Raw genomic sequence first — 21,889 nt, 5'->3', positions numbered from 1 at the left:
CGGGCGTTTCGAGTGTCGAGAAGACGGATCTTCGATCAGGCGATGGTCTTGCCGAAAGCGACGGCGGTATCGCCCATGCGGTTGGAAAAGCCCCATTCATTGTCGTACCACGACAGCACCGAAACGAAGTTGCCGTCCATCACCTTGGTCTGGTCGAGCGCCATGATCGAGGAGCGCGGATCGTGGTTGAAATCGATCGACACGTTCGGGTGATGGGTGACGCCGAGGATGCCCTTCAGCTTGCCGTTGGAGGCGGCGATCACCGCCTCGTTGATTTCCTGCACCGTGGTCGACCGCTTGGCGATGAACTTGAAGTCGACGACCGACACATTCGGCGTCGGCACGCGGATCGAGATGCCGTCGAGCTTGCCCTTGAGGTCGGGCAGGACGAGGCCGATTGCCTTGGCGGCACCGGTCGAGGTCGGGATCTGCGACAGGGCGGCGGCGCGGGCGCGGTAGAGATCCTTGTGCATGGTGTCCAGCGTCGGCTGGTCGCCAGTGTAGGAATGGATCGTCGTCATCATGCCCTTTTCAATGCCGACCGTCTCGTGCAGGACGGCCGCGAGCGGCGCCAGGCAGTTGGTGGTGCAGGACGCATTCGAGATGACGATGTGGTCCTTGGCCAGCTTGTCGTGGTTGATGCCGTAGACGACGGTCAAGTCAGCGCCGTCGGCAGGTGCCGAGACCAGCACGCGCTTGGCGCCGGCGGTCAGGTGCGCGGCGGCCTTGTCGCGGGCGGTGAAGATGCCGGTGCATTCGAGCGCGATGTCGACGCCGAGTTCCTTCCATGGCAATTGCGTCGGGTCCTTGATCGCCGTGACCTTGAACTTCTCCTTGCCGACGGTGATCTGGTCGCCGTCGACCGACACTTCATGCGGGAAACGGCCGTGCACGCTGTCAAAGCGCAGCAGGTGGGCGTTGGTCTCGACGGGGCCGAGATCGTTGACGGCGACGACATCGATGTCCCTGCGGCCGGACTCATGGATGGCGCGCAGGATGTTGCGGCCGATGCGGCCAAACCCGTTGATGGCAACTCTGACGGTCATTGTTCTCTCCCTGGGAGTTGGAAGGCAGATGATTGTTCCGCAGCTTCATAGCGGCGGACCGGCGAAGAATCCAGCCGCAGCGGGCCGGATTTAAATCGATTAGGTTAGGCCAGTTCGGCAAAACCGCTTCTCACGCGATCTTGCCGGACCCCCAAAGTCATTTACCGTGCAAGCGAGCTTCCGCTGCCTTGGCGGCCGCCTCGGCGGTGATACCGAAATGCGGATAGAGCTGCTCGATGGTCCCCGAGGCACCGAAGCCGGTCATGCCGATGAAGATACCGTCCGAGCCGATGAGATGATCCCAGCCCTGGCGGATGCCGGCCTCGATCGCCATCTTGATCGGTGCGTCGCCGATCGTCTTCTTGCGATAGGCGTCGCTCTGCTTGTCGAACAGTTCGAAGCAAGGCACCGAGACGACACGGGTCGGGTGGCCATGTTTTTCCAAAAGGTCGCGGGCGCCAAGCGCGATCTCGACCTCGGAACCGGTGGCGAAGATCGTCACGGCGGCCTCGCCGCTGGCGGCGGCGAGTTCATAAGCCCCCTGGCTGCTCAGGTTCTTTTCGGTGAACTCGGTGCGCACCGTCGGCAGGTTCTGACGGGTCAGCGCCAGCGTCGACGGCGTCTTTTCGGATTCGAGCGCGATCTGCCAGCATTCGGCGGTCTCCACGGCGTCGGCCGGACGGAACACATTGTGATTGGGAATGGCGCGCAGGGCCGCCATGTGCTCGACCGGCTGGTGGGTCGGGCCGTCTTCGCCCAGACCAATGGAATCATGGGTCATGACGAAGATCGAGCGGATGCCCATCAGCGAGGCAAGCCGCATCGACGGACGGGCATAGTCGGAGAAACACAGAAAGGTGCCGCCATAGGCGATGAGGCCGCCATGCAGCGTCAACCCATTGATGGCCGCGGCCATGCCATGCTCGCGAACGCCGTAGTGAACGTAGCGCTGGCCGTAATCGTCCGGCGTGATGTTCTTGGTCTGGCTGGTCTTGGTGTTGTTGGAGCCAGTCAGATCGGCCGAGCCGCCGATGGTCTCGGGCACCGCGCCGTTGATGACTTCCAGCGCCATCTCGGACGATTTGCGGGTGGCGACCTTCGGCTTGTCGGCCGTAAGCTTCTTCTTGTAGTCGGCGATGACGGCGTCGAAATTCGCCGGCAGCTTGCCCGCGGTGCGGCGCTCGAACTCGGCCTTCAGCTTCGGATCGGCCTTGGCGAGGCGGCCTTCCCAGTCGGTGCGCGCCTTGACGCCAGCCTTACCGGCGGTGCGCCAGGCGTCGAGGATGTCGGCTGGAATCTCGAAGGGCGGCGAGTCCCAGCTGAAGAACTTGCGCGCGCCGGCGATCTCGTCGGCGCCCAGCGGCGAGCCATGCGCCTTGTTGGTGCCGGCCTTGGTCGGGGCGCCGAAACCGATCGTCGTCTTGCAGGCGATCATCGTCGGCTTGTCCGAGTGGCGTGCGGCCTCGATGGCGTAGGCGATCGCTTCCGGATCGGTGCCGTCGATATGGCTCGCATTCCAGCCGGATGCCTGGAAGCGGGCAACCTGGTCGGTGTTGTCGGCGAGCGAGACCGGGCCGTCGATCGAGATGTTGTTGTTGTCCCAGAAGACGATCAGCTTGTTGAGCTTGAGGTGGCCAGCAAGCGCGATGGCTTCCTGGGAAACACCTTCCATCAGGCAGCCGTCGCCGGCCAGCACATAGGTGTAGTGGTTGACGAGGTCGTTGCCGAAGGCGGCGTTCATGATGCGCTCACCAAGCGCGAAGCCGACCGAATTGGCGAGGCCCTGGCCGAGCGGACCGGTCGTGGTCTCGATGCCGGTGGCATGGCCGTATTCGGGATGGCCCGCTGTCTTCGAGCCCAGCTGGCGGAAGTGCTTGATCTGGTCGATGGTCATGTCTTCGTAACCGGTCAGATGCAGCAACGAGTAGAGCAGCATCGAGCCATGGCCCGCCGACAGGATGAAGCGGTCGCGGTCGGCCCAGTGCGGGGCCTTGGGGTCGTATTTCAGGAAGCGGGTGAACAGCACCGTGGCGATGTCGGCGCAGCCCATGGGCAGGCCAGGATGGCCGGAATTCGCCTTCTCGACGGCGTCCATGGAGAGAAAACGGATCGCATTGGCCATCCGGTCATGTTGTTCACGCGACGTCATGGTACCTCCAGGGTGGGGGTTTGGGGGCTTGGGAGAGCCCTTGAAAAGGGTGCGCGACACATAGCAGGCGCGGGCTTTTAGTCAACAAATCGGGTGCACATTTGCCGGTCTTGTGATGCCGCAGGCGGGACTACTTTAGCGTTAGCGGGGGACAGTCGCGAGAGCTTTGTTGACGTGGCCTTCACCCGGTGCCTAATGTTTCTGACATAACGCGTTCTGAACGCGAACGATTCGGTGATGGGCAGGGCACAGGACGAAGGCCATGACCGGGGAAACCACGCTCAAGGAAGTAATCGCCAGGCTGAGCAAGGCCATCGAGGGGCTGGAAAACGCGGTCGCGGCCAAGCTCGAGCACGAACGCGACTATTCGGAAGCCGAGGCAGAAGTGCAGCGGATGAATGCCGATCGCTCGCGGCTGGCGCAGGAGCTCGACAATTCCGAAGCGCGCGCCGAACGGCTGGAAGACGCCAACAAGGAAGTCTCGCGACGGCTGGTGACCGCGATGGAAACCATCCGCGCCGTGTTGGACAGATAGGAGCTGGCCCGATGGCACAGGTCACGGTTTCAATCGACGGCAAGCAGTACCGCATGGCCTGCGACGAGGGCCAGGAAGAGCATCTGATCGATCTCGCCGAACGCTTCGATCGTTATGTCTCGCATCTGAAGGATTCTTTTGGCGAGATTGGCGACCAGCGGCTGACCGTCATGGCCGGCATCATGGTGATGGACGAGCTTTCCGAACTGCAGAAGCGCGTCAAGGGCATGGAGAGCGAAGTGCTGACCTTGCGCAAGACGCGCGACGAGGCACTGACCAAGGCCGACAAGAGCGACAGCGTGCTGACCAACGCGCTCGGCGCCTTGGCGCAGCGCATGGAAGACCTGGCGACGTCGCTGGCGATCACCAAGGCCTGAGGCGGGCCTCGCCGATCCCTGGCGTTTGTCTCATGCCCAATGTCACGCTTTATTTTCGCCCCGATCCGAAGGCGCGGAAAAATTTTTGCCCGTCGGGTGAATAGCCGTCATCTCCACCGTTTAATCAGTCACGTAGCGGTGCTAGGAATAGGTGCCGGCGCCGGCCGGCGATAGAATGCAGGCTAAATTTCACCAGGGGTAGGGATAGGTCATGAGTCTTCGTATCAACGACATCGCGCCGGACTTCACCGCCGAGACCACGCAAGGGACCATCAAGTTCCATGATTGGATCGGCGACGGTTGGGCGATCCTGTTCAGCCATCCGAAGAATTTCACGCCGGTCTGCACGACCGAGCTTGGCACGATGGCGGGGCTCGAGGGCGAGTTCAAGAAGCGCAACGTCAAGATCATCGGCATTTCGGTCGACCCGGTCGAAAGCCACGGCAAATGGCAGGACGACATCAAGACGGCGACGGGCCATTCGGTGCATTATCCGCTGATCGGCGACAAGGACCTCAAGGTCGCCAAGCTCTACGACATGCTGCCAGGCGGCGCCGGCGAAACCTCGGAAGGCCGCACGCCCGCCGACAACGCCACCGTGCGCTCGGTCTACGTCATCGGACCGGACAAGAAGATCAAGCTGGTGCTGACCTATCCGATGACGACGGGGCGCAACTTCGACGAGATCCTGCGCGCGGTCGATTCCATGCAGCTCACCGCCAAGCACCAGGTGGCGACGCCGGCGAACTGGAAGCAGGGCGAGGACGTCATCATCACGGCCGCCGTTTCCAACGAGGATGCGATCAAGCGCTTCGGCGCTTACGAGACCATCCTGCCCTACCTCAGGAAGACCAAACAACCTTCCGCCTGAAGCCGACTCGTCGGAACAGTTTTTGGTTTTCCTCTCCTGCGAGCCAAGTCATGCTTGACTGGCTCGACGGGGCGGACAACCATGCTCGCGGCGGGTTCCGGCGGAGAAAATCGTTCCTGCCGGCTGTGAGCGATGGAGCCGGGAATGGATGTAGCTTTGGCCAGGCCTTTGGTCAGCGGCTTCTATGACAAGCCGACCGGAGCCATCCAGTATGTCGTCGCGGACCCGACGACGAAGCGCTGCGCCATCATCGATCCGATCCTGGATTTCGACGAGAAATCCGGCGCAACGGGTACGAGGAGCGCGGATGCGCTGCTCGCTTTCATTGGAGAAAATGGGCTGGAGCTCGAGTGGATTCTCGACACCCATCCCCACGCCGACCATTTCTCAGCGGCGCACTATCTGAAACAGAAGACCGAAGCGCCGATGGCGATCGGCGACAGGATCGTCGACGTCCAGGCACTATGGAAGGTCATCTACAACTGGCCCGATTTTCCCGCCGACGGTTCGCAGTGGGACAGGCTGTTTGCCGAAGGCGAGACGTTTCGGATCGGAACCCTTCCAGTCAAGGTGCTGTTCTCACCCGGACATACGCTGGCCTCGATCACCTATGTGATCGGTGACGCCGCCTTCGTGCATGACTCGCTGTTCATGCCCGACAGCGGCACGGCAAGGACGGATTTTCCCGGCGGCAGCGCCGCGCGGCTCTGGCGTTCGATCCGGGGCATCCTGGCCTTGCCGGAGGAAACCCGGCTGTTCGTCGGCCATGATTACCAGGCCGGCGGGCGCGAGCCGATGTGGGAGAGCACGGTCGGAGCGCAAAAGGCGACCAACATCCATCTTGTCGCTGCCCGCAGCGAGGCCGAGTTCGTCGCCCTGCGCGAGGCGCGTGACCGGACATTGCCGATGCCGCGGCTGATCCTGCATGCGCTGCAGGTCAACATGAATGGCGGACGGCTGCCGGAGCCGGAAGCCAATGGCCGGCGGTACCTCAAGTTTCCGCTTGATGGGCTCTGAGGGTACGCTCCGGCTTCTTGTATACAAAGAGGGCGGCGCCAGTTTCCTGACGCCGCCCTCTATTTCGTAATCGGTCCCGGCTTTAAGCCGCCGGCTGCGCCTCGATGGTGCGCAGCGCCTGCATCTGGCGCTTGGCGGCGGCCTTGACGGCATCCTGCACCTTCTCGAAAGCGCGCACCTCGATCTGGCGCACGCGCTCGCGGCTGATGTCGAACTCGGCCGAAAGCTCTTCCAGGGTGAGCGGCTCCTCGGCGAGGCGACGCGCCTCGAAGATGCGCCGCTCGCGATCGTTGAGTACGGCCAGAGCGCCCGACAGCATGCCGCGCCGGTTTTCCAGTTCGTCCTGCTCGATCAGCATCTCTTCCTGGCTTTCGTGGTCGTCGACCAGCCAGTCCTGCCATTCGCCGGACTCGCCTTCCGTCGCCCGGATCGGCGCGTTGAGTGACGCGTCGCCGGACAGGCGGCGGTTCATCGACACCACTTCGGCCTCGGAAACGTTCAGCCGAGTGGCGATTTCGGCGATCTGGTCGGGCTTGAGATCGCCGTCGTCCAGCGCTTGAATCTTGCCCTTCACCTTGCGGAGATTGAAGAACAGGCGCTTCTGGTTGGCGGTCGTGCCCATCTTGACCAGGCTCCACGAGCGCAGGATGTATTCCTGGATCGAGGCCTTGATCCACCACATGGCGTAGGTCGCGAGGCGGAAACCGCGCTCGGGTTCGAATTTCTTGACGGCCTGCATCAGGCCGACATTGCCTTCCGAGATCACCTCGCCGATCGGCAAGCCGTAGCCGCGATAGCCCATGGCGATCTTGGCGACGAGCCTCAAATGGCTGGTGACGAGCTTATGCGCGGCCGTGGTGTCTTCATGCTCGGCATAACGCTTGGCGAGCATGTATTCTTCCTGCGGCTGAAGCATGGGAAAGCGGCGGATTTCTTCCAGATAGCGGCTGAGGCCGCCTTCGCCGGAAACGATACTGGGTAATGACTGGGCCATGATAGCGCCCCCTCTCTATTGGAGTAATGCCCCCGAAACGCGGCGGGCATGTGACGCGAGCACCAAAGGCTCGCCCGCGACATCAGATCTTATACAGGAACAAAACCAGAAAAGACAGGCATTTGTTCAACACGAAACAGTGTGTCACGCTGAAGTGAACAATGACAGTCAGGTTTTTTGATGGTTGGTTCAGAGTCTGCGGAAGCCGTTGACGAGTTGCTCCATATCCTCCGGTATCGACGCCTCGAACCTCATCATTAGATGGGTAGTGGGGTGCCGAAATGCAAGGAGCCAGGCATGCAAAGCTTGCCGGGAAAATGCCTTGACCTGAGTTTTCAGGGGCTCCGGCAGCCGATTGGCCTTGGTGCGGAATGCCAAGCCGTAATCGGGATCGCCGATAACGGGATGGCCGATATGGGCCATGTGGACGCGGATCTGGTGGGTGCGGCCGGTTTCCAGCCGGCATTCGACGAGGCTCGCGGTGGCGAATTCCCGCTGGCCCTCGCCGAAGCGCTCTTGCACGGCAAAGCGGGTGACGGCGTGGCGCGCGTCGTCGCGGTCTTCCGGCACGACGGCGCGGCGCACCCGGTCGGCAGCGCGGCCAAGCGGCGCATCGATCGTGCCGGTCGGCCTTTGCGGTGTACCCCAGACCAAAGCCAGGTAGGCGCGTTCGAGGTCGCCGGTCAGGCCGTGGTCGGCGAAAGCTTCCGATAGCGACTTATGGGCGCGGTCGGTCTTGGCGACCACCATGACGCCGCTGGTCTCCTTGTCGAGGCGGTGGACGATGCCCGGGCGACGCACCCCGCCAATGCCCGACAGGCTGTCGCCGCAATGGTGGATGAGCGCATTGACCAGCGTGCCGGTCCAGTTGCCGGCGCCGGGGTGCACGACAAGCCCCGCCGGCTTGTTGATGACGATCAACTCGTTGTCTTCGTAGAGCACGTCGAGCGCGATGTTCTCGCCCTGCGGCAGCGCCGGTTCCGGTTCCGGCATAGCGACCGACACATTTTCGCCAGCGCTCATCTTGCGCTTGGTTTCGTTGACCGGCTTGCCGTCGATGACGACGCCGCCTTGCCTGATCAGCATCTGCACGCGACTGCGTGACATGTCCGGGCCAAGCGCTGCCGCCAGCCACTGGTCGAGGCGTTGGCCGGCCGCATCCGCGCCGGCGACCAGCAAGGTGGGCGCGGCCTCTATCAACAGGTCCTCTATCAATTCGGGGGCCTCTTCGCTATGAGCGCTCATCGAAAAACCATTCCGGAATATTTGCCATGGCCCGGCCCGATGCCGATGAAGAGCAGGAAAAGCCGCTTGACCCCGCGGTCGACAAGCTGCGCGGCAGGCTCATCCGCTTCATGGCCATCAATCTCGGCCTGCTCCTTCTGGCTCTTATGGTGGTGATCGCGGCGATTGTCTACAAATCACGCAAGGCAACGCCGGTGAGCCCGCCGCTGGCCGGCGACGTCCAGGTGCCCGCCGGCGAACCGCTCAGCGGGGACATCGTGCTGCCGGTAGGCTCCCGGGTGGTCAGTCAGTCACTGTCGGGCAGCCGCCTTTCTATCGACGCCGAGCTTGCCGACGGCAGCCGTGCGATCTTCGTCTATGATATCGCCGAGCGCCGCCTGATCGGCCGTTTTGCAATCCGCAACAAATAGGCAGGCGGCAATGCAGCAATCAAGTTTGCGCCGGACATGACCGGGTTTGCCGAACATCGCCGTGTCGCGACCGTGACGCTGGTCGTCGCCGATTATGACGAGGCGATCGCCTGGTATGTCGAGCGGCTGGGTTTTACCCTGACCGAGGATGTCGATCTCGGCGGCGGCAAGCGCTGGGTGACCGTCGCGCCGGACAACGGACAGGGTGCCAGGCTGCTGCTTGCCGAGGCGTCCGACGAGGCGCAGAGGAAAAGCATCGGCAACCAGACCGGCGGCCGGGTCTTCCTGTTCCTCGAAACCGACGATTTTCCCCGCGATCACGCCGCCATGCTGAACAAGGGCGTCGAATTCCGCGAGGCGCCGCGCTTCGAGCCCTACGGCACCGTGGCCGTTTTCGCCGATCTCCACGGCAATCTCTGGGACCTGATCGAGCTGAAACGCTAGCTTGCCGGCTGTTTTTCGTTCGATGCTGCAAAGCCGGCAAACCCCAGTTGCTTTTTCCCAGCCGCCAGCCTATATCGCCCCTTCTTGAACGCGCCCATCGTCTAGCGGTCAGGACACCGCCCTCTCACGGCGGGAACAGGGGTTCGATTCCCCTTGGGCGTACCAAGCAACGGCCCGGTCGTTGCCCTCCTGACAAGCTAACAAGTTCGGACCAATACCTGCATGGCTCGGCATGCCTCGAACGCGTGCACGATGCCCCGTGAAAAACCGGCAGTTCCCATGCCCGAATCCACCTGCCGGAAGCCGAGTTCAGGGCGGTCGCCTGGACCATCCTACCGCAAGATGATGGTCTCACGGCTATCGAATCCTGACTTGGTGCGTGGGACGGCAGGCACGTTAAGGTTTGGTTTACCAATAGCCTGTCTACTGGAGACAATTCGCTTTCGGCCCGCGACCACGGATGTACTGGCGCAACTGTCGAGGGCGGAAAGGAAAGGTCGGCTCAGTGCCGGCCTTTTTGTTTTTAGGCATTGGCTCGCATCGGTTTTCGGTCCGTCGCCCGGGCGGCTTCGCAGTCGGCTCTCTCCGAACAACTTTTTGGCGAGGGATATTGCCATTGCCTGTATCGGCCCTACCATCGATTCCGGCAGTCCGCGCGCGGATTGCCGGCTGGTCGTGACGATGAGGCGTGCGATGAAAGGCGTTGCAAAGCTGGTGATCGCGGGTGTGGTGTCGACAGGTGTCGTATGCACATCGGTTGCCGCAACGCTCAACACCATGGACGCTGTCGGGGCCGCGATTCAGTCGTGCTGGACGCCGCCGGCCGACGCCGGGAATTCGACTGTAACCCTGAGTTTCAGTTTCAAGCGCGACGGTACTCTGATCGGCGCGCCGCGACCAACCGCCGTCAAGGTGGCCGGCGACGACAAGGCGCGTCAGTCGTTCATCGAGGCGGCAATAGCGGCGGTGAAGAATTGTACGCCGCTGAGTTTATCGCCGGAGCTGTCGCAAGGAATTGCCGGCAACGTGTTCACACAGCAATTCGTTTCGCCCAAGCAGTAGCGGCACGCCCAAAAAAGTCTGCCATGGAACGGGCATCAAGGTGGCTGGTTCGTCTGAATCGGAAAGCTGCGTCGGGCGTCTTTCCCTGGTTGGCGCAAATCAACGGCTCAGGCGCCGTACTTCGGCATGCCGTGCCAGATCCGGTGTCTCAAAGACATAGTCGCTCCATGCCGATTCAGGAATCTGCCCGGCCAGATAGCACTCGAGCAACAGGTTTTGCTCGGGGTTGAGCGGCCGTGGGCCACGCTCGTGATCCCGCCCGAGAGAGTGAAAAAGGTTTCTAGTCAGTTCCGACACCGTGAAGTGGATCGACATCCGCGTTCTCCTTCGCCCCTCAACGCAGCAGCACGAGCAAAGGTTTCAAGGCCAGAGACCGGTAACGCCCGATTGATCGCATGGCTCGACACATCGGCCTGCCGACGAACGCGGATCTGTCTCCGTTGCTTCCCGGTTCGTCTCAATCTTGAAATAAAAATGTAATATGGAATTTACATGCAGGACTATATTACACTAGATGAAGTCTAAATATTAGGTATAGCTCATTTAGTGGAAGTTTGCCCAAGTCGAAAGAGCGTAGTTGCGGACTATCGGCAACAAGGATCATGGCGTTCGGATGACCCGTTTCTGTCTTTCCATGATGATGGCGCTGGCAACGGTCGCTGCGTTTGCGTCCGGCACGACACCTTCCTACGCGGACAGTTGTGGTGCGATCAAAAGTCAATCGCTCTCCGCTGGCCGCGGCGGAGGCGTGAGCCCGGCACTGGCTCAGCTTCGTCGCCAGCTCGCGGCAATCCAGGGCCTGGAGAGGCAGCGCAAGTGCACCGCGCAAAGTGCCGCGGGCGGCTTCTTCAACGCTTGTGCCGACCTCGGTCGAAACCGGACGGAGGTGCAGCGCCAGATGGCGGCTGCGTCCAATTCCGGCCGTGACAATTCGGGCTTGCAGGCGCGGTTCGCGGCGCTCGGCTGTTCATCGGGGGTAACGCAGGAGCGCCCGGCGCCGAAGGCGAAATCCGCGACGGCAGCGGCCGGGGCCACGACCGGCGGCAATGCGATGCTGTTTTGCGTCCGCCTTTCCGATGGCTATTTCTTCCCCGCGCCAAAGTCGCAATTCGCCGGCAACCGCGATCTCAAGGAAATGGCCGATCAATGCCGCTACATCTGCGATGATCCGGCGGTCGATCTCTACACGCTGAGCGATATCAGCCAGGAAACCGACAGCATGGTGGCGCTCGACACGCGCAAACCATACACCGAGTTGCCGGCCGCTTTCCGGTATCGTGACGATGCCAATTTCAAGGCCTGCGACGTCAAGCGTTATTATCAGCGGGTTGCCGAACTGAGGGCTAGGACGGTGACGCCCACGAACATGACCAATGCAATCATCCCTTTGCCTCAGGCAAAGCCGGACCTCGGCAGCGTCGCGGCAATTCCGGAAACCGACATCGAGGCTCCGGGTGCCGCTCAACTCCAGTCGATCGAGCCCGGCAAGCGCACCGTGCGTGTGGTCGGTCCCGCCTTCTTCCCGGCTGAATGACAGGCTGGAGCCAAGCAACCGAGGAAGGTCGCGGCGTCGCTATAGGACATTGTTCGCGGGAGCGGTCTGGCGACACTGTCAAACGCCGAACCGCTCTATTCGCAGACCATGCGAACCCTTTGGCCGGGCGCGCTCACGTTCCTGCATGCCAATTGCTTTTCGGAGTCCGATGGCGGGGAAGGCGGCGGTGACGCCCTGGCCTGATGCCGTCTGTGCGGCGCACGTTTCAGGGCCTTGCGCTCGGAAACCGGTCCGGGGGGTTGTGGCGGCCCCGGAAAGGCGCCGTTGTCGACCTGCGGCTGGTAATCGACATTGGGCGGTGGCCGGTCCCAGATCCGCCTGGCATCGAGCGGCCGCGGGATGATGACCGTGCCGTCATAGCTGCGCGAGCAGCCGCCGCCGAAAAGCAGCGCCACACCCAGCAAGAAAGGCCCTATTCGTCCATACATTAGCAACACCCCTGCGCATGCTTATAGCGCGGCCTTGCCGCGCGCCACAACCGGACGGAATAACGCAGCAGGAACAGGCCGGTTGCGCCGTTAAGGTTAGCGGATCGTTAATGCTTCTGCGGCACATTCCGCCGATGAACCGCGGAGGGAGGGTTCGGCCTTGATTTTCGGGGTGGGGACAGCATGGCGGAATCGAACGAAGCAATCGGCGCGCGCGGCAAGCGTGAGCCCGGCAAGGCAGCCGCGCATGATGGACCGTCCGGCGTAGACATGGATCGCGCCGGCGCGCTTCGCCAGCTCGTCGAAGCGGCTTCGGACTGGACCTGGGAAACCGACGCGGAGCTTCGCTTTTCCTGGCTTTCTCAAGACTACCAGGCTGCGACGGGTATCGATCCGGCTGATGTGCTTGGCCGGTTCCGGTTCGATTTTCTCAATCAGGTCCGGAAGGGCAACCGCAGCGCGGCAGCCCATCTGGAGGACTTGCAGGCGCACCGGCCGTTCCGCGACTTCGTGTACGAACTGAAGGGTGGCCGCCCCGACTGCCGCTGGGTGCTAACGTCAGGTTTCCCGCGTTTCGACAGTGACGGAAAATTTGCCGGCTATCGCGGCATAGGCCGCAATGTCACCGCGCTGGCCAGTGCCTTCGAGGACATGGAGCCTCCGGCTGGCGGCGAGCCCGTCCAGCATCTTGCCGATCTCGAGCGGACGATGGACGCCATGCATATGGGCGTCGTGCTTCTGGATGCCGGGCTCGACACGCTGATCGTCAACAAGGCCTATCGCGATCTCTCCAGGATTCCGGATGGGGCCGTGACGGTTGGAGCGCCGTTCAGCCTTTTGATGGAACTCAACCGCCGCAATGGCATCTATGGCGACATCGACGAAGAGCAATGGCAGCGCTACCTCGCCACTCGCATCGAGGAGATCAGGGGCGGTACCGTCGCACCTCGGGAGTTTGTCCACAGCGACGGGCGGACTATGATGTTCTCGGTGACGGCTCTGTCGGGAGGCAAGCGGCTGCTGACCTACTATGAGGTCACCGAGGTCAAGCGTCGTGACGCGGAGATCGAGAATGCCAACGCCAAGATCGCCGAGACATTCGCCAATCTCCGCACCATGGTCGATCAGATGCCGATCGGTGTCCTCGTCCTCGATGCCGACATGCGTGCCGAGGTCATCAACCGCGCCTTTTACGATTTCTGGCAGATCGACGCCCGGCGCGCCGAGATCGGCTGCAGCTTCCGCGATCTGATGGACGCGAGCCGCGACATAGACCCCTATGGTTCGGACGACGCGACATGGCAGCGACATGTCGCCGAACGCGAGGCTGAAATCAGAGCCGGCACAGCCGGATCGCGGCAGTTCCCGCGCAATGACGGCCGGACGCTGATCTCGTCGATGGCGGCGCTGGCCGGCGGCAAGCGGTTCATTTCCTACGTCGATATCACCGACATGAAGGACCGAGAGGCTGAACTTGCCGAAGCACTGGAGAAGGCGCGCCTGGCGGAGGCCGTGATCAACGGCGTCAAGGATCCGATCTTCGTCAAGGACGACAATCTGCGATTCGTCTTCGTCAACGAGGCCTTCGCGGCGCTGTTCAAGCAGGCGCCGCAGGCCATGCTTGGCAGGCCGGGGGGCGATTTCCTCGGGCCGGCCGACGTCGCGCTGTTCGAAAGCAGCGAACGTGAGGTGCTGGCTGGCGGGCGGCAATATGAAGTGGAAGAAAGCTTCGAGGCCGACGGCGCCAGCCGTTCGCGCATTGTCAGGAAGAACCGCGTCCGCATGGCAAGCGGCCGCGACTATGTCGCCGGCTTTCTCTTCGATATTTCCGACATGAAGCGGCGCGAGACCGAAGCCGAAGATGCGCGCAAGCATCTCGCCAGCGTGCTGGAATCGCTGCCGGCAGGCGTTATCATCTACGACCGGGACGACAAGTTCGTCTTCGCCAACCACAGGCTGCAGGATTCGCTGCCGGCGCTGAAGCCCTTCTGGCAGCCCGGCCGCACTTTCCGCGAAGCGCTGGAGTTCGGCCATTCGGTCGGCTATTTCCGGTCGAGCGGCGATCCTGGAATCGACAGCCTTTACGAAGTCGATTCCGAACGCTGGCTTGATGGCATTCTGGCGCGTTACCGCCTGCCGAATTCCTCCTATGAGCGCCTCAATGGGGATGGACGCTGGTACCAGGTCTACGACATGCGCACCGGAGACGGCACCTTCATCGGCGTGCGCGTCGACATCACCGACCTGAAGAGCCGCGAGGCTGCGCTTCATCACTCGATGCGCCAGCTCGATCTCTTCCGGCATGTCATGGACGAGTTGCCGGTAGCCGCCTTCATCAAGGCGCAGGACCTGAGCATCGAATTCGTCAACAAGGCCTGGTGCGCGCTGACCGGTCTCGCCAAGGACGATGTCATCGGCCGGACCGACCGCCAGCTGTTCAGCGGCGAGGAAGCAGAGGGCTTCAGCCAGGACGACACCGATGTCGTGACGAACGGCAATGTGCGTGAGGTCGAGGAGCCCGTCACCCATCGTGACGGAACGGTGCGGCAGTTGGTGACGCGCAAGAGCCGCCTAGTGGCTACGGACGGATCGGTGCATCTGGTCGGCTCCAGCACCGACATCACCGACGTCAAGGCGCGCGAGCAAGCTCTGGAAGAGAGCATGCGCGAGAACGAGGTGTTCCGCAGCCTTATCGACAATGTGCCGGTGTCGATCTACGCCAAGCGCTCCGATCTCAGGCAGTTCTATGTCAACAAGGGCTGGTGCGATCTCACCGGCTTCAGCAAGCAGGAGGCGATCGGCAACACCGACGTCGAGATCTTCGGGCCGGATGGCGAGGCCTTCGTGGCCAGCGATCTCGCCGTGCTGCGTACCGGCGAGACCCAGGAGATTGAGGAGACGGTGCGCCTTCCCGACGGCAGCGTCAGACATCAGTTCGCCCGCAAGGGCGCAATGATCGCCTCCGACGGTTCGCTCTATTTGATCGGTTCGACGACCGACATCACGGAACTGAAGCAGCGTGAGGCGGAGCTCAGCGAAGCGCGTCAGCGCGCCGTGCTCGCCGACCGCGCCAAGTCGGAATTCCTCGCCAATATGAGCCACGAGATCCGCACGCCGATGAATGGCGTGCTGGGCATGGCTGAACTGCTGGCCAAATCCAATCTCGACCCGAAGCAGAAGACATTCACCGACATCATCGTCAAATCGGGCAATGCGCTGTTGACCATCATCAACGACATCCTGGATTTCTCCAAGATCGATGCCGGCCAGCTGGTGCTCGACCCGGCGCCCTTCAATCTCGCCGAGGCGATCGAGGACGTGGCGACGCTGGTGTCTACGCGGGCCAAGGAAAAGGACCTCGAGCTCATCGTGCGCATCGAGCCGCGGCTCGAAAGCCTGTTCATCGGCGATGTCGGCCGCATCCGGCAAATCGTCACCAACCTGGTCGGCAATGCGGTGAAGTTCACCGAAGAAGGCCACGTGCTGGTCGATGTGAGCGGCGAACGAGTTCCGACGGGAACCAGGCTGACGATCTCGGTCACCGACACCGGCATCGGCATCCCCGAGGAAAAACAGAAACTGGTGTTCGAGAAATTCAGCCAGGTCGACACGTCGTCGACAAGGCGCCACGAGGGCACCGGGCTTGGCCTTGCCATCACCTCGCGGCTGGTCGACCTGATGGGTGGCGACATCGGCGTCGAGAGCGCCGAAGGCAAGGGGTCGACCTTCTGGTTCACGGTGACGCTGCCGGGGGCCGGGCAGCAGAACGGGCAGCGCATCACGCCGGTGGACGTGACGGGCGCACGCGTGCTGATCGTCGACGACAATGCCGTCAACCGCGCCATCCTGACCGAGCAGATGACCTCGTGGACGTTCGATTCCTGCGCGGCCGAAAGCGGCGCCGAAGGTCTCAAGGTGCTGATCGCCGCGGCAGCCTATGGCGTGGCGGTGGATTGTGTCGTGCTCGACTATCAGATGCCTGAGATGAGCGGCGCCGAAATGGCGCGCATCGTGCGCAACACCGAGGGCCTCGCGGACACGCCGATCATCATGCTGACCTCGGTCGACCAGTCGCTTGCCAACACCAGCTACCGCGATCTCGGCATCGACGCGCAGTTGATAAAGCCGGCACGCTCCTCGGTACTCCTGGAGACCTTGGTTGCGACCATCCAGCGCCATCGCCACGCCACCAACGATCAGGCCGTTCAGCCGCCAGCGAGCGAGGCGCTCGAGATTACCCCGCGGTCGCCTCTGGCGCTTTCCGAGCAGCGCGCGCAGCTGCAGCCGCCGCCGGTTCGTCCCAGACTGCCTGCCACCGGGGGCGGGCACAGGCTGGATATCCTCGTGGCCGAGGACAATGAGGTGAACCAGATGGTCTTCACCCAGATCCTCGGCGAGACCGGCTACGGTTTCGAGATCGTCGGCAATGGCCGCAAGGCACTCGACGCCTTCGGCACGCTCAATCCGTGCATGATCCTGATGGATGTCTCGATGCCGGAGATGAGCGGTCTCGAAGCGACGGCCGCGATCCGCCTGCTGGAGCAGGAAACCGGTACGCATGTGCCGATCGTCGGGGTCACCGCGCATGCGCTCAAGGGTGACCGCGAACGCTGCCTGGAGGCGGGCATGGACGACTATCTGCCCAAGCCGATCAGCCCCAAGGCCCTGCTCGAGAAGGTCGAGCGTTGGGTCGGCGCCGGCCGTCAGGTCCATCGCAACGCGGGATAGCGCCCGCGTCGCTGGATTTTGGATCCGGTGAGGCAAATCGAGGGAATCAGCTGGGGATTTGCCGCTACTTCCGCGTGCAGTGACTATGGTGCGATCGCGCCATATCAAAGACGGTGTCCAGCCGGAACAATAGCAAAATCGAATTCCGCTCTTCTCAGTTACGGGCGGGAGCAGCGACCGCCTGCAAGAAACAGTGTCACTCTACCCCAACGGACCTGTTTTTGGCGATGGCCCAGCCATGACACGCTCTGGCTGCGAGCAACGCGCTCCCGTCCGGATTTTCTTCACTTGGGAAAGCCCCGTCGAATTCCGGGTGCTTCCAGCCGTCGAACGGCTCAAGCCCCTGATTCCGGCGGTAAACTCGGATCGCGCCGCGAAGCGCCCGACACCGGTGCTTTTCCCGGTGCCGGCGACGCGTTACCGGGCTGACATGAAACTGTCATGCGACTGTTATAATCCAAGGCTATTGGCCTCAGCGGGCGCCGGAAAGAAGTGGCGCCGAGAGACCATCTTCCGAACAGGAGCAGGCCACATGAGACACTTCATCCGCTCGGCGGCCGTTGCGATTGCAATGGCTGCGGCGTCCACCCTCACCCTTTCCGCAGCAATGGCAGCTGATCTTTCCGGCGCCGGCTCGACCTTCATCTATCCGGTGTTCGCCAAATGGGCCGACACCTACAAGAAGGACACCGGCATCGGCCTCAACTACCAGTCGATCGGCTCCGGCGGCGGCATCAAGCAGGTCATCGCCAAGACCGTGACCTTCGGCGCCACCGACAAGCCGATGTCCGACGCAGACCTCGAAAAGAACGGCCTCGTGCAGTTCCCGATGGTGATGGGCGGTATCGTGCCGATCGTCAACCTCACGGGCATCAAGCCGGGCGAACTCGTCCTCGACGGCAAGACGCTGGCCCAGATCTATCTCGGCGCCATCACCACCTGGGACGACGCCGCGATCAAGGCGCTGAACCCCTCGCTCACCCTGCCGTCGACCGCGATCGCGGTCGTGCATCGCTCGGACGGTTCGGGCACGACCTTCAACTTCACCGACTACCTGGTGAAACTGTCGCCCGACTGGAAGGACAAGGTTGGTTCGGACACGGCCGTCGAATGGCCAACCGGCGTCGGCGCCAAGGGCAGCGAAGGCGTTGCCAACACCGTCAAGCAGACCGACGGCGGCATCGGCTACGTCGAATATGCCTATGCCAAGCAGAACAAGCTGTCCTACTCCAAGATGGTGAATGCAGCCGGCAAGGTCGTCGAGCCGTCGCTCGAATCCTTCGGCGCCGCCGCTTCGAATGCCGACTTCAAGGGCGCGAAGAACTTCAACGTCATCATCACCAACGAGCCCGGCGACGCCACCTGGCCGATCGCCGCCTCGACCTGGGTGCTGATCCACAAGGCTCCGGACGATGCCGCTGCCACCGGTGAAGCGCTGAAGTTCTTTGCCTGGGCCTACAAGGACGGCAAGGAAACCGCCAAGGCGCTCGACTACGTGTCGATCCCCGACAGCGTCGTCGACCTCATCAAGGCTTCGTGGAAGGCCGACATCAAGGCCGACGGCAAGCCCGTCTACGCCGGCGAGTAATATCTTTCTGGAGGAGCGCCGCCCCGCGGCGCTCCTTTTCAATCAACACAAAGAGCCGAGCTTGACATGAGCGCTGCCCAGGAAGCCTTGCCAGCCATTCGAGGTTCACGCGACGCCACCGTCAGACGGTTCGCGTTGACCGATTCAATCTTCCATGGGCTGACCCGCGCCGCAGCCATTCTCGTGCTGGTGCTGCTCGGCGGCGTTGCCATCTCCTTGTTCGCCGGTTCCTGGCAGGCACTGTCGACCTTCGGCTTCTCCTTTCTGACCACCGAGAGCTGGAATCCCGTCACCGAGAAATTCGGCGCCCTGGCGCCGATCTATGGCACCATCATCACTTCGGCCATCGCTATCCTGATCGCCGTGCCGCTCGGCATCGGCATCGCCATTTTTCTCACCGAGCTCTGCCCGCGTCCGCTTCGGCGCCCGATCGGCATGGCGGTGGAACTGCTGGCCGGCATTCCTTCGATCATCTACGGCATCTGGGGCCTGTTCGTGCTGGCACCGTTCCTGCAGACGACAGTGCAACCTTTCATCATCAGCGTGTTCCATGGCATTCCCGGCCTTAACAGCCTGTTCGCCGGACCCCCTTATGGCATTGGCCTGCTGACCTCGGCGATGATCCTGGCCATCATGATCCTGCCTTTCATCACCTCGATCACCAAGGATGTGTTCGACACGGTGCCGCCGGTGCTGAAGGAGTCCGCCTACGGCATTGGCTGCACGACCTGGGAGGTAACACGCCGGGTCGTCGTCCCCTACACCCGCATCGGCATCATGGGCGGCGTCATGCTTGCTCTCGGCCGTGCGCTCGGTGAAACCATGGCGGTCACCTTCGTCATCGGCAACGCCCACCGGATCAGCGCCTCGCTGTTCGCGCCGGCAACGACGATCTCGGCAACCATCGCCAACGAATTCACCGAAGCCGTCGGCGATCTCTACACCTCCTCGCTGGTGGCGCTCGGCCTGATCCTGTTCGTCATCACCTTCCTCATCCTTGCCATCGCCCGGTACATGCTGATGCGCATCGATGCCCGTACCGGAGTCTGACCGATGTCGACAGCCGCATCGCTTCACCAGAGCCGCAAGCGCAAGAACGGCGTGATGATGACGCTCTGCGTCATCGCCGCCGGCATCGGCCTTGCCTGGCTGGCGCTGATCCTCGGCGCGCTGCTCTATAAGGGTCTGTCGGGCGTTTCGCTCTCGGTGTTCACGGAAATGACCCCGCCGCCCGGTGATGCCGGTGGCCTGCTCAACGCCATCTACGGCAGCATCGTGATGACCATCATCGGCATCGTCGTCGGCACGCCGATCGGCGTGCTGGCCGGCACCTACATGGCCGAATACGGCCGCTTTTCGAAACTCACCACCGTGGTACGCTTTATCAACGACATCCTGCTGTCGGCGCCATCGATCATCATTGGTCTGTTCGTCTACGAATTGATGGTGCGGCCGATGGGGCATTTCTCCGCCATCGCCGGCGCCGTCGCGCTGGCCATCCTGGTCATCCCCGTCGTGGTGCGCACCACCGAGGACATGCTCAACCTTGTGCCGAACGCCTTGCGCGAGGCCGGCACGGCGATTGGCGCGCCACGCTGGGTGGTGATCCGTTCGGTGGCCTACCGCGCGGCGATGTCCGGCATCGTCACCGGCATATTGCTGGCCATCGCCCGCATTTCCGGCGAGACGGCGCCGCTTCTTTTCACGGCGCTGAACAACCAGTTCTGGTCGAGCAACCTCAACGCGCCGATGGCCAGCCTGCCGGTCACCATTTTCCAGTTCGCTCTCAGCCCCTACGAGGAATGGCAGCAACTGGCCTGGACCGGCGCACTCATAATCACATTGACGGTTCTCGCGCTCAGCATCTTCGCGCGCAGCCTGACCGGACGCAGAGAGGACAAATGAGCCAGATGTTGTCTCCAGACATGACGATTGCCACCGAGGCGGCCGCCAAGGCGAAGATCGAGGTCAAGAACCTCAATTTCTACTACGGCCAGTCGAAGGCGCTGAAAGACATCACGCTGTCGCTGCCCGAGCGCAGCGTGACGGCCTTCATTGGACCGTCGGGTTGCGGAAAGTCGACGCTGCTGCGCGTCTTCAACCGCATCTACGAACTCTACCCCAAGCAGACCGCCGAGGGTCAGGTGCTGCTCGACGGCCAGAACGTTCTCGACCGCTCGCAGGATCTCAACCTATTGCGCACCAAGATCGGCATGGTGTTCCAGAAGCCGACGCCGTTCCCGATGTCGATCTATGAGAACATCGCCTTCGGCGTCAGGCTCTATGAGAAGATCGGCAAGGCAGAGATGGACGGCCGTGTCGAGCAGGCGCTGAAGCGCGCCGCGCTGTGGAACGAGGTCAAGGACAAGCTCAATGCCAGCGGACTCAGCCTGTCGGGCGGCCAGCAGCAGCGGCTTTGCATCGCCCGCACCGTGGCGGTGAAGCCGGAGGTCATCCTGCTCGACGAGCCGGCCTCGGCGCTCGACCCATTGTCGACCGCCAAGATCGAGGAATTGATCGACGAGTTGCAGGCCGACTACACGATCGTCATCGTCACCCACAACATGCAGCAGGCCGCGCGGGTCTCGAAGCAGACGGCTTTCATGTATCTGGGCGAGCTGGTCGAATTCGACAAGACCGAGAAGATCTTCACGTCGCCTCGCGAGAAGCGCACGCAGGACTACATCACCGGCCGCTTCGGCTGATCTCACGCATACGAGGACCAGGATCATGGCCGAACACACAGTCGCAGCCTTCGACGAGGATCTCGGACAGATCAGCAAGCTGATCAGCGACATGGGCGATCTTGCCGGCACGATGGTCGGCGGCGCCACCAAGGCGCTGCTGAATTCCGACAATGCGCTGGCACAGCGCGTCGTCTCCGATGACGCCATCATGGACGCGCGCCAGCGCGAACTCGACGATCGCGCCATCACCCTGATCGCCAAGCGCCAGCCGATGGCCGACGATCTGCGTCATGTCGTCGGCTCCATCCGCATGGCGGGCGATCTCGAACGCATCGGCGACCTTGCCAAGAACATTGCAAAGCGCGTCGGCTCCGTCGGCCTTACCGCCACCCCGCGCGATCTGTCGCACTCGATAGATTCCATGGCGCAGCTGGTGCTGATCCAGGTGCAGGGGGTAGTCGAGGAATACGCGGCAGGCGATGCCGCCGCCCTCGCCAAGCTCAGGAATGACGACGAACGCATCGACATCAAATACACTTCGGTGTTCCGCGAACTCCTGACCTACATGATGGAGGATCCCCGCAACATCACGGCTTGCACGCATCTTTTGTTCTGCGCCAAAAATCTCGAACGCATCGGCGACCACGTGACCAACATTGCCGAGAATGCATATTATGTGCTGACCGGTACCCAACTGCCCGCCAACCGTCCGAAGCAGGACGAGACGGCGATGTCGGTGCCGGCGGCTTGACG

At 62.4% G+C, this 21,889-nt stretch carries 19 protein-coding genes and 1 tRNA gene; 15 read left to right on the top strand and 5 right to left on the bottom strand.

Going from position 1 to position 21,889, the window contains the following annotated elements:
• Positions 1–35 precede the first annotated feature (35 nt).
• Positions 36–1,046, bottom strand: a complete 1,011-nt coding sequence (gene gap, locus FJ960_RS07805) for a type I glyceraldehyde-3-phosphate dehydrogenase (protein ID WP_140712951.1) — start codon at positions 1,044–1,046, stop codon at positions 36–38.
• Between the two features lie 157 nt (positions 1,047–1,203).
• Positions 1,204–3,195, bottom strand: a complete 1,992-nt coding sequence (tkt, locus tag FJ960_RS07800) for a transketolase (protein ID WP_140712949.1) — start codon at positions 3,193–3,195, stop codon at positions 1,204–1,206.
• A gap of 262 nt (positions 3,196–3,457) precedes the next feature.
• On the opposite strand from tkt, the gene FJ960_RS07795 reads away from it, so the two are divergent.
• The 4 genes from FJ960_RS07795 (at position 3,458) to FJ960_RS07780 (ending at position 5,995) form a co-directional block, all read left to right on the top strand.
• Positions 3,458–3,730, top strand: coding sequence for a DUF4164 domain-containing protein (locus FJ960_RS07795; RefSeq protein ID WP_015315371.1), 273 nt, complete (start codon positions 3,458–3,460; stop codon positions 3,728–3,730).
• Between the two features lie 11 nt (positions 3,731–3,741).
• Positions 3,742–4,107, top strand: coding sequence for a cell division protein ZapA (locus FJ960_RS07790; protein WP_027141889.1), 366 nt, complete (start codon positions 3,742–3,744; stop codon positions 4,105–4,107).
• Between the two features lie 211 nt (positions 4,108–4,318).
• Positions 4,319–4,978, top strand: a complete 660-nt coding sequence (locus tag FJ960_RS07785; protein WP_140509714.1) for a peroxiredoxin — start codon at positions 4,319–4,321, stop codon at positions 4,976–4,978.
• A 144-nt stretch (positions 4,979–5,122) separates the two neighbouring features.
• On the top strand, positions 5,123–5,995 hold the full coding sequence (locus FJ960_RS07780) for an MBL fold metallo-hydrolase (RefSeq protein ID WP_140712947.1): 873 nt from the start codon (positions 5,123–5,125) through the stop codon (positions 5,993–5,995).
• Between the two features lie 82 nt (positions 5,996–6,077).
• Here the strand turns inward: FJ960_RS07780 and rpoH are convergent, their stop codons facing one another.
• Complete coding sequence (gene rpoH, locus FJ960_RS07775; RefSeq protein ID WP_015315375.1) at positions 6,078–6,989, bottom strand: RNA polymerase sigma factor RpoH; 912 nt, start codon at positions 6,987–6,989, stop codon at positions 6,078–6,080.
• A gap of 189 nt (positions 6,990–7,178) precedes the next feature.
• Positions 7,179–8,234, bottom strand: coding sequence for an RluA family pseudouridine synthase (locus FJ960_RS07770; protein WP_140712945.1), 1,056 nt, complete (start codon positions 8,232–8,234; stop codon positions 7,179–7,181).
• A 26-nt stretch (positions 8,235–8,260) separates the two neighbouring features.
• Here FJ960_RS07770 and FJ960_RS07765 point away from each other — a divergent pair, with 26 nt between their 5' ends.
• From FJ960_RS07765 to FJ960_RS07750, 4 genes are all read left to right on the top strand, one after another.
• Entirely contained in the window at positions 8,261–8,644 is a 384-nt protein-coding gene (locus tag FJ960_RS07765; protein ID WP_140712943.1) for a fimbrial protein, read from the top strand.
• A 36-nt stretch (positions 8,645–8,680) separates the two neighbouring features.
• Complete coding sequence (locus FJ960_RS07760) at positions 8,681–9,088, top strand: VOC family protein (protein WP_140712941.1); 408 nt, start codon at positions 8,681–8,683, stop codon at positions 9,086–9,088.
• 90 nt (positions 9,089–9,178) lie between these two features.
• A tRNA-Glu gene (locus FJ960_RS07755) sits at positions 9,179–9,253 on the top strand.
• Between the two features lie 528 nt (positions 9,254–9,781).
• Positions 9,782–10,150, top strand: coding sequence for a cell envelope integrity protein TolA (locus tag FJ960_RS07750; RefSeq protein WP_140509724.1), 369 nt, complete (start codon positions 9,782–9,784; stop codon positions 10,148–10,150).
• Positions 10,151–10,249: 99 nt separating this feature from the next.
• On the opposite strand, the gene FJ960_RS07745 is transcribed toward FJ960_RS07750, so the two are convergent.
• Positions 10,250–10,465, bottom strand: coding sequence for a hypothetical protein (locus tag FJ960_RS07745; protein ID WP_084636366.1), 216 nt, complete (start codon positions 10,463–10,465; stop codon positions 10,250–10,252).
• A gap of 298 nt (positions 10,466–10,763) precedes the next feature.
• On the opposite strand from FJ960_RS07745, the gene FJ960_RS07740 reads away from it, so the two are divergent.
• From FJ960_RS07740 to phoU, 7 genes are all read left to right on the top strand, one after another.
• The gene (locus FJ960_RS07740) at positions 10,764–11,684 is read left to right on the top strand and encodes a DUF2865 domain-containing protein (protein ID WP_140712939.1); all 921 of its coding nucleotides are present in this window, start codon (positions 10,764–10,766) and stop codon (positions 11,682–11,684) included.
• Between the two features lie 632 nt (positions 11,685–12,316).
• Positions 12,317–16,861, top strand: a complete 4,545-nt coding sequence (locus tag FJ960_RS07730) for a PAS domain-containing protein (protein ID WP_181174176.1) — start codon at positions 12,317–12,319, stop codon at positions 16,859–16,861.
• Between the two features lie 532 nt (positions 16,862–17,393).
• Complete coding sequence (gene pstS / locus FJ960_RS07725) at positions 17,394–18,449, top strand: phosphate ABC transporter substrate-binding protein PstS (RefSeq protein ID WP_140509728.1); 1,056 nt, start codon at positions 17,394–17,396, stop codon at positions 18,447–18,449.
• Positions 18,450–18,515: 66 nt separating this feature from the next.
• A complete protein-coding gene (pstC, locus tag FJ960_RS07720) occupies positions 18,516–19,499 on the top strand; it encodes a phosphate ABC transporter permease subunit PstC (protein ID WP_140712935.1) in 984 nt (327 codons plus the stop codon).
• Positions 19,500–19,502: 3 nt separating this feature from the next.
• Complete coding sequence (pstA, locus tag FJ960_RS07715; protein ID WP_015315385.1) at positions 19,503–20,354, top strand: phosphate ABC transporter permease PstA; 852 nt, start codon at positions 19,503–19,505, stop codon at positions 20,352–20,354.
• Positions 20,351–21,154, top strand: coding sequence for a phosphate ABC transporter ATP-binding protein PstB (gene pstB / locus FJ960_RS07710; protein WP_140509733.1), 804 nt, complete (start codon positions 20,351–20,353; stop codon positions 21,152–21,154). The genes pstA and pstB overlap by 4 nt, the downstream gene beginning before the upstream one ends.
• Positions 21,155–21,179: 25 nt before the next feature.
• Positions 21,180–21,887 (top strand): phosphate signaling complex protein PhoU, encoded by a 708-nt coding sequence (phoU, locus tag FJ960_RS07705; RefSeq protein ID WP_140509735.1) that lies wholly within the window; start codon positions 21,180–21,182, stop codon positions 21,885–21,887.
• Positions 21,888–21,889 lie beyond the last annotated feature (2 nt).

The sequence above is a fragment of the Mesorhizobium sp. B2-3-11 genome (genome assembly GCF_006442215.1).
In the GTDB taxonomy this organism is placed as follows: Bacteria; Pseudomonadota; Alphaproteobacteria; order Rhizobiales; family Rhizobiaceae; genus Mesorhizobium; species Mesorhizobium salmacidum.
This window is presented reverse-complemented; position numbering and strand designations above follow the sequence as displayed.